Source organism: Pseudovibrio sp. Alg231-02, assembly GCF_900143565.1.
Taxonomy (GTDB): Bacteria; Pseudomonadota; Alphaproteobacteria; order Rhizobiales; family Stappiaceae; genus Pseudovibrio.
This window is the reverse complement of the sequence record NZ_FREX01000018.1, coordinates 22,658-35,757: the sequence shown is the minus strand read 5'-3', so window position 1 is coordinate 35,757 and position 13,100 is coordinate 22,658. Positions and strand designations below refer to the sequence as shown.

Below are 13,100 nucleotides of genomic sequence, written 5' to 3'. Positions count from 1 at the left end.
CTGGCCGGGCACATTTGTTTTAAGGGAAATTGGCGCACTTCTCTTCGTTGCAGCCTTCTCCCGTCTACTTACAGGGATTTGCAAATGTCCTACGATCTCGTCGTCATCGGTACCGGCCCAGGCGGTTATGTTTGTGCAATCAAGGCAGCTCAGCTCGGCATGAAAGTTGCTGTGGTTGAGAAGCGTAAGACCCATGGTGGTACCTGCCTGAACATCGGTTGTATTCCATCCAAAGCTCTGCTGCATGCCTCTGAAATGTTCGAGGAAGCAAACCACAGCTTTGAAGCCCTTGGCATCAAAACTTCCAAGCCAAAAGTGGACTGGAAGGCAATGCTGGCGCACAAAGATAAAGTGATCGACGGCAATGTGACCGGTATCGATTACCTCTTCAAAAAGAACAAGATCGACGTTCACTTTGGTACTGGCCGCGTGCTGGGTGCTGGTCGCGTAGAAGTAAAAGCTGAAGACGGCTCAACTTCCATCGTGGAAACCAAGAACATTGTTATCGCAACAGGTTCTGACGTGATGCCTCTGCCAGGTATCGAGATCGATGAGAAAACTGTCGTCTCTTCAACTGGCGCCCTGTCTCTGGATAAAGTGCCGAACCGTATGACTGTTGTCGGCGCTGGCGTTATTGGTCTTGAGCTTGGTTCCGTCTATGCCCGTCTTGGTGCTGAAGTGACCGTTGTTGAGTTCATGGACAAGATCCTTGGCCCAATGGATGCAGACGTTTCCAAGCAGTTCCTGCGCATGCTGAAAAAGCAAGGCCTCAAGTTCAAGCTGTCCTCCAAGGTAACTGCGGTTCAGAAAAAAGGCCGTGCTCTGGAAGTGACCGTTGAGCCAGCAGCTGGTGAAGCCGCCGCCGCAACTCTGGATGCGGACGTGGTTCTCGTCGCGATCGGTCGCCGTCCATATACGGAAGGTCTTGGTCTGGCTGAAGCAGGTGTTGAGCTGGACGAGCGTGGCCGCGTGAAGACAGACAATCACTACAAAACCAATGTTGACGGTATCTTTGCTATCGGTGATGTGATTGCAGGCCCAATGCTTGCGCACAAAGCTGAAGACGAAGGCGTTGCAGTTGCAGAAATGCTCTCAGGTCAGGCTGGTCACGTAAACTATGACGTCATTCCTGGCGTTGTTTACACCTCTCCTGAAGTGGCCAGCGTCGGCAAAACTGAAGAAGAGCTGAAAGCTGCTGGCATCAAATTCAAGTCCGGCAAGTTCCCGTTTTCCGCAAACGGTCGTGCAAAAGCAATGCTGCACACCGACGGTTTCGTGAAAGTTCTGGCTGACGCTGAAACAGATCGTGTGCTCGGTGTTCATATCGTTGGCTTCGGTGCTGGCGAGATGATCCACGAAGCATGCGTTCTGATGGAATTTGGCGGATCCTCTGAGGATCTGGGTCGCACCTGTCACGCGCACCCAACCATGTCCGAAGCAGTGAAAGAAGCCGCTATGGCAACATTCGCCAAGCCAATTCATATGTAATCTGGAATTTCTGGATTAAGAAAGAGCCGCTTCAGGAAACTGAGGCGGCTTTTTTTGCTACTGGCGAACAAGGATGTAGCTGCGGGTCTTATTGGGAATCGTTGGATCGTGGTTTTCGGTGCGGACATATGCCTGAATGCGCTCACCCATTGGCCGCAGCTCAATATACTGGGCTTTGAAGAAACCACCAAACCGGAACGTGAGTACGCCAGAAAAGCTAAGCTGTCCTGCAGCCCAACCCCATTTGCAATCGCGAGGAGAGCAGCTGGTGAAAGCACGAGCACGCACAATCAGTTGGCCGTCAAGGCATTGCCCTTCAACTTCAATCTGAGAGAGCTCTTTCAAACGTGCTTTGGGATTTTCCCAATCCCCCAGCTCCGCCATTTCTGATTTGCGGACTTCACAGGCGGTTTGCGCTTGAGCTGCTGAAACAAGAAAAGCAAACGTGCAGAAGAACATGCACAAAAATGATGTTTGTCTAAGTTTCATGACTAAAAGCTCCCCGCCTAGTCCTCTCATATATCAATGTAGATGGGCTCTGCGAGGAGTAAATGCGTGTTTTATCCTATCACCCTAGGTCTTTTACGCTTTTGACGATGTCTTGAAGCTTGCGCGTAGCTGCGGATGGACTGGATGCCCCACAGATTGCTGAAATAACTGCAATCCCATCAGCTCCAGCTTTGATCACCTGATCCGCATTAGCAAGTGAAATTCCGCCAATTCCAACCACAGGCAACTGAGATTGAGCCGTTAAACCGGCAAAGCTCTCCATGCCCATATCAGCCGCATCATCCTTACTGTTCGTCGGGAAACAGGCGCCTATGCCAAGGTAATCACAGGCAGAAATATCCGCAGTATCCAGCTCGTCCTGAGTGCTGACCGAAAGACCTAGCAGCTTATCTGAGCCGATCAGCTCCCGGGCTTTCGTGGCATCCATATCATCCTGCCCAACATGAACACCGTCCGCATCAACCGCTAAGGCAACATCTACACGATCATTGATGATTAGCGGCACATTCAGCGGCTTCAACGCTTGCATCAACCGCTCTGCCAGCTCAATTTGCTCGCGCGTGCTGCCAGTCTTGTCACGAAGCTGCACAACAGTAGCACCGTTTTGTGCGGCTGCGATTGCTATGTCGACGGGGTCCTGACCGGGGCAGTCTTGCGGCCCCAGTACCAGATAAACGGAAAGATCAAGCAACGGTTTCATGCATTTTAACCCGTGCTGTTGCGTTGAGGATATCGCTGTTCAGCTGATAGAGGCCGTTAATGATATCCAGCTGCAAGCTTGCTGGTCCTGCTGAATTTTTTGCAGCAATCTCACCAACAACCCCGAGAAAGACCATTGCATCAACAGCAGCATCAAACGGGTCATCGCAAACAGCCAGTGTTGCGCCAGTCAAAGCTGTTGCCGTGCAGCCAAGACCAGTCACATAAGGCATCATCTTATCCCCGTTGGCGACTTCAGCAGTGCGCGCACCATCAGTGATAAAATCAACCGGACCAGAGACGACAACAACAGCGCCTGTCTGCTTCGCCAGTTCTTTCGCTCCTGCCAGTGCAGCCTGAGAGCTATCCGTGCTATCAACGCCTTTTCCACCTGCACCCTGACCAGCAAGTGCCATGATTTCAGAGGCATTGCCACGAATGACGCTCGGCTTGTTCTCCAGCAATTCACCAGCAAGCTTGGTGCGGAAGGTCAGCGCTCCAACAGCCACCGGGTCCAGTACCCAAGGGCGACCAGCTTTGTGGGCAGCAGCAGTTGCCAGCTTCATCGCCTCTGCCTGAGCTGGGGTAACCGTGCCAACGTTGACCACTAATGCACCTGCAACACTTGCAAGTTCAGGGGCTTCTTCCGGGCCATCCACCATGGCAGGGGAGGCGCCAATGGCCAGCAGGGCGTTGGCTGTGGTGTTCGCCACCACGATGTTCGTCATGTTATGGACGAGTGGACTGTTTTCACGAATTGCGGAAAGAGTTGCGCAAGCGCTTTCGACACGACCCATTTTTATCCTCGGTCTTGTTGTGCGAAAGAGAGCTGGTATCAGGGACTTGGCAAACTGCCAGACAATCTATCCCCCAATACGGCGTGAGTGCTCCCTTCGCTGGAATTATCCAGAGCAGGTTCTTCGAGTATGATCTCAGCCACAACACACGTGTCGGGCACCCCGTTTCACATCGACGAACCTAGGGGATCTGCTAAGGGAGATCAAGGTGATGTGAGGGAGGGGGACAACCTATCAACGACGCGGGTGTGCCTTGTCATAAGCGTCCAACAGCTGTGCACTGTTCACTTCCGTATAAATCTGTGTGGTAGAAAGGCTTGCGTGGCCCAGTAGCTCCTGAATGCTCCTCAAATCCCCGCCTTCAGACAGCAAATGAGTCGCAAACGAATGTCGTAAAGCGTGAGGGGTTGCGGTATCTGGCAGCCCAAGAGCACTGCGGATTTTTTGCATGGCCAGCTGGATCATGCGCGCATTCAACGGACCGCCGCGAACGCCGCGAAACAGCGGTGAGCTGCCCGACAGATCGTAAGGACACTGCTTTTTGTAGGCCTCAATAGCTTCTATTACCACTGGCAGAACCGGAACAAGCCGTTCTTTGTTGCCTTTACCGCGAATCTTCAGCGACTTATCCCCCTCCTTCGGTGCTGAGGCCGATGTCAGAGACAGCGCTTCAGAGATACGGAGACCGCAACCGTAGAGCAGTGTGAACACCGCTGCGTTGCGGGATTCAACCCAGGGAGTGTCCTCAAAAGCGAGATCGTTGCTGACAATCGCTTTGGCTTCCTCAACGGGGATAGGCTTGGGCAGGCTGCGGGGAAGTCTCGGCGTACGAACAGCTGCAGCACCAGCCGCATTCACCTCACCGCGCTCCTCCAGAAACGAGAGGAAGGAGCGGATGCCCGCCAGCCCGCGGGCAAGCGTCCGCGTCTGCGCGCCATCCCTCCGACGCGTCGCCAGAAATGCGCGAAAGTCCTTTGGTTTCAAAGACTCCAGATGCCGCAGGGCAACCGGTTCACCTTCATAACTGGTCATGAAGCGCAGGAACTGACGGGTATCGCGCTCATACGCTTCCAGTGTCCGTTCAGCCAGTCGCCGTTCAGAGCCCAGATGATCAATCCAGTCTTCAATCGCTGCGGTAACATCTGGTTTGCAGATGATGAGTAAGTCTTCGCCGCTATCAAGGGAATTTGCCATTCGCAAAGTGTAAGCGCCAAATCTGGCTGAATGGTTACCAAAAGATAAACATACACGCCTTTACGAAAGGCCTGCGCAAATTTAGTTGATGACGATTGGCTGCCCATGATCACTGATGATCCGGTCAATCTCTTGCCGTGCTGCCATCGCAAACCGTTTCTGGTTCTCGGTTGGCACCACAGAATCCCCCAGAACGACGATGTTCTCGTCATTAAACCGGTTCGCTGGTCCTGTGTAATTGAAGCTGCCGACAATCATAATGCTATCATCAATCACCATAAGCTTATGATGAAGCTTACCAATTCGGCTTGAACCGCGAACGAAATGCAAATCAGCGCCAGCTTCTGCTAAAGGCTGAGTGGCTGCCCAGTCCTGTCCGCCTTGCCGGGCATCAAGCGCACCACGCACCTTTCGCCCGGCCTCCATCAGCAGCAACATGGCATCATCAATGCCGGAGCTTTTGGAGAAGGTGAAGATAGCAAAGTCCACCCGTTCCTTAGCTTTTGTCATCTGTTTGGTGACTTCCATCTCTGGTGCGTGGTCTGGTGCAAAGCAAACTTTCACGCGGATGTCGTCAACAATCACTTCTCTCGGTGTGTTCTCGGCTTCGTTCTCATCAACGCTGTATCGGCCAAATCGCCCGCGTTTAATCTCCCTGAATTCCCGTTCAAAGATATCGGCAACCTTCTCATTCTTGATGATGAGAAGATGGTTCAGGTTGCGATGTGTGCCGGTTTCAGTGAAGTTTGTGGAGCCGGTCAGAACAGCACTGCCATCGCGAATGATGAATTTCTGATGGAATATCCGTGGGTTAAAGTCAGTCCGAACCCACACTTTAGAGCGCAGCAACGCCGCATGAAGTTGCCGGTTCACCTCGTTCTCAACACGAGGATCGCTTGAGTGCGGGTCGTCTGCTGGCTCATCAACGCTCAGGTAATCTGCCTCGGATACCACTCGCACCCGCACCCCGCGCCGCTTTGCGTTGATAAGTGCGTTGGTTATGCGTTTATTGTCTATTTCTTGAATTGCTATGTCGAGCGAGCGCTCTGCAGCATCAATAAACCCGATAATCTCGCCCTCAAGATCATCCAGCGGATTATCCGGTAAATGATCGAGGACTGTCTTCGGACCAACAAGGAATTTCAGATTCTCAGTTTCAACTGCCATTGTACCCTCCCACCGTCATAGCACCTTACCCTAGGGTAGATGATGTGTCGGTACACAATTATGACGGTAGGAAGCGAAAAGAGGACCTGGTTAGAAACCAACTGAGATGAGTGGATTGGTGTTACCCTGAATTTCCAGGATGCGCGCATCACGCAGCTGCTCTTCTTCAGAGACCGGATCCTCTGCCATCCACTGGTTGAACATCTCGACCTCAGTCTCTGTCAAAGGCATGCCATAGGTGGTCTGCATGTACAGATAGATCCGCGCAATATCACCACGGGTCTCTGCCATTGGCTCGGCAACTTTCCGGCTGCTATCAATCTCAAAATCACAAGCGCCATAAGTCCGGTCTTCGCCGGTGATAACGGCCATGCGATAATTGGAGCGGTCCCCGTTTAACTCACCAACGGCTGGAACGAGGTTATGGAGATCAGCTTCCATGCGCTTGAAATCTGCATCAACTTTAGAGCAGCACCGGCGGCCCTTATAGGATTTGCCCTTCTTCGTGGTACAGGCGGGGTCACCTTCACTCCAACAGGCGCGTGTTTTGCCAAAACGGGATGCCGGAACAATGTGCTCCCATTCAATCCGCTTGCCGCGCTTGGCGTTTTTGCGCGGGGTATACCCGCAACTGTCCGCATCAACCTGCTTCTTTCCATTGTAGGTGCAACCACAATAGAAAGTCTCGCGATACTCTTCTGATGGATAAATATGCTTCTCCAACAGACGCTTGGCCTGAGAGAAGCTGGTTGGCGGTGCAGAAAAGGCTGCAGTTGTCCAGATGCAAGCCAAAAGGGCAGCAGAGAATACGATGAGGTTACGCATGAAGAAGTCTTTCGCAAGCGTATCCCTGAAAAGTGGTCTCCGGTTTTCAGGTGAGGATACGCATTAATAAAGATCTTGAATGAGGCGCGTGAATGAAATGCACGCGACATATTCAAGATCACCATCAGAAACTGGCGAGGGAGAGTTAAGAAACCCCTGCCAACACTGTTTGACGCGGTGGATACTGGTTTGTGCCGTTCCACTTTGACCGAATGAATGGGTGTGAACCTTGCCAAGAGTGATGAGGGGAGGGGAAAACACAGGCAAACAAAAAAAGCGCTAAGAGGCTTTGTTTGAGGGCACTTTCGGGAAATACTACCTGCTTCTCATTTTGAATAGGGAGCAGTGAGAGCTAAGTGACGAAATACAATGAATTTTTGCAGAGGGTAATTTCAAAGAACAGCTTGTTGACGCTTCCGCAGATTTATCACCACGTGCGAAACATCCCATATGGATCGACGGGGAACCGTGACCCGAGGATTGTCTACACAAGCAATTTAGGGTCCTGCTCGGGGAAGCACATTTTGTTGAGAGACCTGCTCCGAGAGGCTGGATATCGGGCGGAGATCGTCACGATGTTTACATACTTTAATGAAAGCACGCCTATAGATGAAAGCTTCCCGGAAGAGCTTAAAGCAATTGCGACGCATGAACGGGTCCCGGATTTTCATCATTACCTGCGAGTTTTCGAACAGGAAACATGGTTGAATTTGGATGCGACTTGGCACGACGCACTCATGAACTTCGGCTTTAGAGTGAATCATGATTGGGATGGCTCTACCCATACCAAGCTTGCTGCAGTCGCAGAGCAAGAATATCCCGTTACAGAAAACATAATTGATTTGAAGACCCGCCTTGTTGCGAGCCTCTCACAAGACCAGCAAGAATTGCGCGGGAAATATTTCCAGCTTGTGACTGAGTGGATTTCAGAGAACGCAAAGTCGAGCCCATAAAAAAACGCGGACCCAAAGGTCCGCGCTTAATATCATCGCGATATGCGAAAAAACAAAGAGCTTAAACGATGCTCTGACCGGTTGCTGCCCAGTCCTTCATGAATGCTTCCAGACCTTTGTCGGTCAGTGGGTGCTTCACGAGGCCCTTCAGTGTTGAAGGTGGGATAGTTGCAACATCAGCGCCGATAAGAGCGCAGTCTTTTACGTGGTTTGCGCTACGGATAGAAGCTGCAAGAATTTCGGTGGTGAAGCCGTAGTTATCATAGATCTGACGGATTTCAGCAATCAGGTCCAGGCCTTCAATGTTGATGTCGTCCAGACGGCCGATGAATGGAGAGATGAAGGTCGCGCCAGCTTTTGCAGCCAGAAGAGCCTGGTTTGCAGAGAAGCAAAGGGTCACGTTGGTCTGCACGCCTTTGTTCGCCAGAACGCGGCAAGCCTTCAGGCCTTCCAATGTCAAAGGCAGCTTGATGCAGATGTTGTCTGCAATTGCGATCAGCTCTTCAGCTTCTTTCAGCATGCCTTCAGCGTCAGTTGCAACAACTTCAGCAGAAACAGGACCATCCACAAGCTCGCAGATCTCTGCGATGACTTCTTTCATTGGACGGCCAGATTTCATGATAAGAGATGGGTTAGTGGTAACACCATCGAGAAGACCGGTTGCAGCCAGCTCTTTAATGTCGTTGGTGTCAGCAGTATCAACGAAGAATTTCATGCCGGAAAGGCTCCTGATTTCTTAGTAGCCTCTCGTAGGGTACCGGAGGCCTAGGGGGGAATTCCGGTATGTGTTTAGCCCAGAGTGTATAGAAACAACAAGAGTAAAACCCGCTAAAGCGTATTCCCGAAAACTGGATTTCGGTTTTAGGATAAGAATGCGCGGCAAAACCAGCAAGTGCTCAACAGGGAATGGAGTTTCGTGAGTCAGCAAACTGAGTTTTTTGGCAACGGCCAGATGTGTGAACCAGAGGTTATCGTACCTGTGCTGGTTCCTGTCGCTGTCGCAGGTGCATATTCCTATAAAGTACCAGCTGACATGGACGTACGCCCCGGTTCCATCGTGCGTGTGCCTCTTGGCCCGCGTGAGGTGATCGGTGCCGTTTGGGATGGAGAACCGGACACAAAGGTTAATCCCAAAAGGCTGAAAAGCATCCTGCATGTCTACGATACGCCCCCAATCGCTGAAGATCTTAGGAAATACATAGACTGGGTTGCCGCATGGACGCTGGGCGCTCCCGGCATGGTTTTGCGCATGGTGCTGCGTTCTGAGGAGGCTTTGGAACCAGAAACGCTGCTCTCTGGTGTGCGCTACATTGATGGCATGCAGCCGGACCGCATGACACCTGCGCGCTCAAAAGTCATGGAACTCGTCGAAAATGGCATGGCATGGACTCGCCCTGGCTTGGCGGGAGCCGCTGGTGTCAGCTCCTCGGTCATCGACGGCCTTAAAAAGCAAGGCGTGCTGGAAGAAGCAATGCTGCCAGCAACCCCGCCACTGCCTGATCCTGATCCATCTCTTCCGGGCAGAAAGCTGACGGATCTTCAGGAAGGCGCCGCGAATCAGTTGTGCGAATCCATCGGAAAAGGCTTCAAAGCCTTCCTTATCGATGGGGTGACAGGGTCAGGAAAGACCGAAGTTTATTTCGAAGCCGTCGCCGAAGCTCTCAGAAACAACGAGCAGGCTCTGGTTCTCATCCCCGAAATTGCGCTCACCAACCAGTTTTTGGAGCGGTTTGAGCAGCGATTTGGGGTCAGACCAGCCGAATGGCACTCGCAAGTACCTCCAAAACGACGCGCAAGAACGTGGCGGGGAGTCGCAAATGGCGAAGTAAAGGTCGTTGTTGGTGCGCGGTCAGCACTTTTCCTTCCTTTTCACAGGCTAGGTTTGCTGGTCGTGGATGAAGAGCATGATACAGCCTACAAGCAAGATGATCGTGTTCCCTACAACGCTAGGGATATGGCCGTTGTTCGGGGGCATATCTCTGGTTTCCCTGTCGTGCTTGCCAGTGCAACACCATCTGTGGAAAGTCAGGTAAATGCAAAGCTGGGCCGATACACGAAAATCGTGCTTCCAGTGCGTGCTTCCGGTGCGGAAATGCCGACAATCAAAGGCATTGATATGCGCTGCGATGGGCCTGAGCGAGGCAAATGGCTGGCACCTGCACTGGTCAATGAGATTCAGGAAACACTGACCAACGGTAATCAGGTTCTGCTCTTTTTGAACCGTAGGGGTTATGCCCCACTGACCCTGTGCAGAACCTGCGGCCATCGGTTCCATTGTGAAAACTGCTCAGCTTGGCTTGTGGAGCACCGCTTTAAGGGCAAATTAGTGTGCCACCACTGCGGCTATTCACAGCCTATGCCAGATAAATGCCCCGAATGCAGCAAGCCTGATACGCTGGTTGCGTGTGGTCCTGGCGTGGAACGAATTGCTGAAGATGTCTCAGCGTTATTTCCCGAGGCGCGCGTCCTTGTTCTCTCCTCGGATTTGCCGGGCGGAACAGAGCGCATAAATCGCGAAATGAAGCTCGTTGAAACGGGCGAAGTTGACATTGTCATCGGCACGCAATTGGTCGCCAAAGGGCATAACTTTCCATTAATGACCCTTGTAGGGGTGGTTGATGCTGATTTGGGCCTCGCAAATGGCGATCCTAGGGCAGCAGAGCGCACTTTCCAGCTTCTGGCTCAGGTGACGGGACGTGCTGGCCGAATACACGGAAAAGGCAGGGGATTGCTGCAAACTTACAACCCTGACCAGCCCGTTATAAAGGCGCTTCTCTCCGGAAATCCCGAGGAATTTTACGCTGCGGAAATCGAGTCGCGAGAAAACGCCGGCCTGCCTCCATTCGGGAGACTCGCAGCATTGATTATCTCTGGAGCGGATAGAACTCTCACCGAAAAATTTTCCAAAACTCTTGCAGTAAATAGTCCTAGTTCGGAAGGCGTTCAAATCCTCGGTCCGGCAGAGGCTGCAATGGCGCTGGTGAGGGGCCGATATCGGTTCCGTTTGCTCGCAATCGCGCCCCGGAGTGTTGATTTACAAGGCTTTCTGAGAAACTGGTTGTCTGCCGCTCCCAAGCCAACTGGCGGTATCAGAGTGCAGGTTGATGTTGACCCCCAAAGTTTCATGTAGTGCTGCGCAGAAAGTTTGATACCTCAATGTATGCGTTGGAATACCTACGCCATGTTGCAAGGTGTTCAAGCGTGTGCTATGCGAAGCGCGGCTTTATCGGCACGGTTATCTCAGATTGTGCCATTCAAATTGAATTAGACGCGACTTATCAAGGATTTGGATTTCCGGCGAGCCAGCCGCCAGAATCTTGTATGCGCGGGAGAGCACGGATCCAGTGACTGACAACGTATCTCTCATTTCGGGCGTGGCCTTGCGTTATGCTTCTGCGCTGTTGGACCTTGCTGAGGAGCAGGGTGCGACGGCAGAGGTGGAGAAGGGTCTCGACCAGTTTGAGGCACTCTTGAACGAGAGTGCTGATCTTGATCGTCTTATCAAGAGCCCCGTTTTTAGTGCAGACGCTCAATTAAAGGCGATCTCTGCTATTTTGGAAAAGGCCGGAATTTCCGGCCTGACCGCAAATTTTGTGAAGTTGGTTGCCCAAAACAGGCGCCTCTTTGCCGTTCCAGGCATGATTCAGGGTTTCCGTGAGCAGCTTGCTGCAAAGCGTGGAGAAGTTACTGCTCTAGTAACCTCTGCAACGGAATTAAACGCTGAGCATGTCGCAGCTCTTAAAGAAGCACTCAACGCTTCTACGGGCAAGAATGTGAAGATTGTAGTGAAGGTGGACTCATCCATTCTTGGTGGTTTGATCGTGAAGATCGGCAGCCGGATGATTGATACGTCACTGCGAACCAAGCTCAACTCTCTTAAGTTCGCGATGAAAGAGGTCGGCTGATGGATATTCGGGCCGCGGAAATTTCCGCTATCCTCAAGGACCAGATCAAGAACTTCGGCCAAGAAGCTGAAGTGACTGAAGTTGGTCAAGTACTTTCCGTAGGCGACGGCATTGCCCGCGTTTACGGCCTGGACAACGTCCAGGCGGGTGAAATGGTTGAATTCCCAGGTGGTATCCGGGGAATGGCATTGAACCTTGAAACTGACAATGTCGGTGTTGTTATCTTCGGTAACGACCGTGACATTAAAGAAGGCGACACGGTAAAACGTACCGGCGCTATTGTGGAAGTTCCAGTAGGTAAGGGTCTGTTGGGTCGCGTTGTCGATCCACTCGGTAACCCAATCGACGGCAAAGGTCCGATCGAATCTACTGAACGTCGTCGTGTTGACGTGAAGGCACCAGGCATTCTGCCTCGTAAGTCCGTTCACGAGCCAATGTCTACAGGTCTTAAAGCGATTGATGCTTTGATTCCAATCGGACGTGGTCAGCGCGAATTGGTGATTGGTGACCGTCAGACCGGTAAAACCGCTATCATCCTCGACACCTTCCTCAACCAGAAGCCTTTGCACGCATCTGACGACGAACACGAAAAGCTGTACTGCATCTATGTTGCGGTTGGCCAGAAGCGTTCAACTGTTGCTCAGTTCGTGAAAGCTCTGGAAGACGCTGGTGCTCTGGAATACTCCATTGTTATCGCTGCAACCGCATCTGATCCTGCTCCATTGCAGTATCTGGCGCCGTTCGCAGGCACTACAATGGGTGAGTACTTCCGTGACAACTCCATGCACGCTGTGATCGGTTATGATGACCTTTCCAAGCAGGCTGTTGCGTATCGCCAGATGTCCCTGTTGCTCCGTCGTCCACCAGGACGTGAAGCTTACCCAGGTGACGTGTTCTACCTGCACTCCCGTCTGCTCGAGCGTTCTGCGAAGCTGAACGAAGATCACGGCCTCGGTTCTCTGACCGCGCTGCCAGTGATCGAAACTCAGGGTGGTGACGTTTCTGCGTTTATTCCGACCAACGTGATTTCCATCACCGACGGTCAGATCTTCCTTGAAACCGATCTGTTCTTCCAGGGCATTCGTCCAGCGGTTAACGTTGGTCTGTCAGTTTCTCGTGTGGGCTCTTCCGCTCAGATTAAAGCGATGAAGCAGGTTGCTGGCCCGGTTAAGGGTGAGCTGGCTCAGTACCGTGAAATGGCTGCGTTCGCGCAGTTTGGTTCTGATCTGGATGCAACCACTCAGAAGCTTCTGAACCGTGGTGCACGCCTGACCGAATTGCTGAAACAGCCGCAGTTCTCTCCGCTTAAAACGGAAGAACAGGTTGCAGTGATCTTCGCTGGTGTGAACGGCTACCTGGACGATCGTCCGGTTGGCGAGGTTCGCGACTTTGAAGCTGGCCTGCTGCGCTTCCTGCGTGCAGAACATGCAGACCTTCTCTCCGCTATCTGGGAGAAGAAGGCACTCGACGCCGATTTGACAGACAAGCTGAAAGCTGCAGTGGAAGCTTACGTCAAGACCCTCGGTTAATTCGAAGCAACGGGATAAGGAACGAGAGCGCCC

General features: G+C 52.2%; 12 protein-coding genes. 5 read left to right on the top strand and 7 right to left on the bottom strand.

All coding sequences use genetic code 11. The features are described from left to right. The first annotated feature begins 84 nt into the window (after positions 1 to 84). Entirely contained in the window at positions 85 to 1,488 is a 1,404-nt protein-coding gene (lpdA, locus tag DHN43_RS26225; RefSeq protein ID WP_063294244.1) for a dihydrolipoyl dehydrogenase, read from the top strand. A 57-nt stretch (positions 1,489 to 1,545) separates the two neighbouring features. Here lpdA and DHN43_RS26220 read toward each other — a convergent pair whose 3' ends face one another. The 6 genes from DHN43_RS26220 to DHN43_RS26195 form a co-directional block, all read right to left on the bottom strand. Continuing rightward, the gene (locus tag DHN43_RS26220) at positions 1,546 to 1,977 is read right to left on the bottom strand and encodes a hypothetical protein (RefSeq protein WP_108820617.1); all 432 of its coding nucleotides are present in this window, start codon (positions 1,975 to 1,977) and stop codon (positions 1,546 to 1,548) included. Between the two features lie 79 nt (positions 1,978 to 2,056). Next, a complete protein-coding gene (gene thiE / locus DHN43_RS26215) occupies positions 2,057 to 2,698 on the bottom strand; it encodes a thiamine phosphate synthase (protein WP_108820616.1) in 642 nt (213 codons plus the stop codon). After that, the gene (gene thiM / locus DHN43_RS26210; protein WP_108820615.1) at positions 2,682 to 3,494 is read right to left on the bottom strand and encodes a hydroxyethylthiazole kinase; all 813 of its coding nucleotides are present in this window, start codon (positions 3,492 to 3,494) and stop codon (positions 2,682 to 2,684) included. The genes thiE and thiM overlap by 17 nt, the downstream gene beginning before the upstream one ends. A gap of 234 nt (positions 3,495 to 3,728) precedes the next feature. Next, a complete protein-coding gene (locus DHN43_RS26205) occupies positions 3,729 to 4,688 on the bottom strand; it encodes a tyrosine recombinase XerC (protein ID WP_108820614.1) in 960 nt (319 codons plus the stop codon). Between the two features lie 81 nt (positions 4,689 to 4,769). Next, complete coding sequence (locus DHN43_RS26200; RefSeq protein WP_108820613.1) at positions 4,770 to 5,855, bottom strand: phospholipase D-like domain-containing protein; 1,086 nt, start codon at positions 5,853 to 5,855, stop codon at positions 4,770 to 4,772. A gap of 90 nt (positions 5,856 to 5,945) precedes the next feature. Then, positions 5,946 to 6,680: an endonuclease gene (locus DHN43_RS26195; RefSeq protein ID WP_108820612.1), complete on the bottom strand. Its 735-nt coding sequence runs from the start codon at positions 6,678 to 6,680 to the stop codon at positions 5,946 to 5,948. 356 nt (positions 6,681 to 7,036) lie between these two features. On the opposite strand from DHN43_RS26195, the gene DHN43_RS26190 reads away from it, so the two are divergent. Next, positions 7,037 to 7,633, top strand: coding sequence for a transglutaminase domain-containing protein (locus tag DHN43_RS26190; protein WP_108820611.1), 597 nt, complete (start codon positions 7,037 to 7,039; stop codon positions 7,631 to 7,633). A 61-nt stretch (positions 7,634 to 7,694) separates the two neighbouring features. Here DHN43_RS26190 and fsa read toward each other — a convergent pair whose 3' ends face one another. Next, positions 7,695 to 8,348 carry a fructose-6-phosphate aldolase gene (gene fsa / locus DHN43_RS26185; RefSeq protein ID WP_057462970.1) on the bottom strand — a complete coding sequence of 218 codons (654 nt, stop codon included), beginning with the start codon at positions 8,346 to 8,348 and terminating at the stop codon, positions 7,695 to 7,697. Between the two features lie 237 nt (positions 8,349 to 8,585). Between fsa and DHN43_RS26180 the strand changes: the two genes are divergently transcribed. From DHN43_RS26180 to atpA, 3 genes are all read left to right on the top strand, one after another. Further along, entirely contained in the window at positions 8,586 to 10,763 is a 2,178-nt protein-coding gene (locus DHN43_RS26180) for a primosomal protein N' (protein ID WP_063306192.1), read from the top strand. A 214-nt stretch (positions 10,764 to 10,977) separates the two neighbouring features. Beyond that, complete coding sequence (locus tag DHN43_RS26175; RefSeq protein WP_082830495.1) at positions 10,978 to 11,538, top strand: F0F1 ATP synthase subunit delta; 561 nt, start codon at positions 10,978 to 10,980, stop codon at positions 11,536 to 11,538. Then, positions 11,538 to 13,067 (top strand): F0F1 ATP synthase subunit alpha, encoded by a 1,530-nt coding sequence (gene atpA, locus DHN43_RS26170; protein WP_108820610.1) that lies wholly within the window; start codon positions 11,538 to 11,540, stop codon positions 13,065 to 13,067. The genes DHN43_RS26175 and atpA overlap by 1 nt, the downstream gene beginning before the upstream one ends. Positions 13,068 to 13,100 lie beyond the last annotated feature (33 nt).

What these genes read in the sequence shown, in the direction of transcription:
- atpA (WP_108820610.1), top strand. Translation starts at nt 11,538, where the DNA reads ATGGATATTCGGGCCGCGGAAATTTCCGCTATCCTCAAGGACCAGATC.
- lpdA (WP_063294244.1), top strand. Translation starts at nt 85, where the DNA reads ATGTCCTACGATCTCGTCGTCATCGGTACCGGCCCAGGCGGTTATGTT.
- fsa (WP_057462970.1), bottom strand. Translation starts at nt 8,348, where the DNA reads ATGAAATTCTTCGTTGATACTGCTGACACCAACGACATTAAAGAGCTG.
- thiM (WP_108820615.1), bottom strand. Translation starts at nt 3,494, where the DNA reads ATGGGTCGTGTCGAAAGCGCTTGCGCAACTCTTTCCGCAATTCGTGAA.
- DHN43_RS26200 (WP_108820613.1), bottom strand. Translation starts at nt 5,855, where the DNA reads ATGGCAGTTGAAACTGAGAATCTGAAATTCCTTGTTGGTCCGAAGACA.
- thiE (WP_108820616.1), bottom strand. Translation starts at nt 2,698, where the DNA reads ATGAAACCGTTGCTTGATCTTTCCGTTTATCTGGTACTGGGGCCGCAA.
- DHN43_RS26205 (WP_108820614.1), bottom strand. Translation starts at nt 4,688, where the DNA reads ATGGCAAATTCCCTTGATAGCGGCGAAGACTTACTCATCATCTGCAAA.
- DHN43_RS26180 (WP_063306192.1), top strand. Translation starts at nt 8,586, where the DNA reads ATGTGTGAACCAGAGGTTATCGTACCTGTGCTGGTTCCTGTCGCTGTC.
- DHN43_RS26195 (WP_108820612.1), bottom strand. Translation starts at nt 6,680, where the DNA reads ATGCGTAACCTCATCGTATTCTCTGCTGCCCTTTTGGCTTGCATCTGG.
- DHN43_RS26220 (WP_108820617.1), bottom strand. Translation starts at nt 1,977, where the DNA reads ATGAAACTTAGACAAACATCATTTTTGTGCATGTTCTTCTGCACGTTT.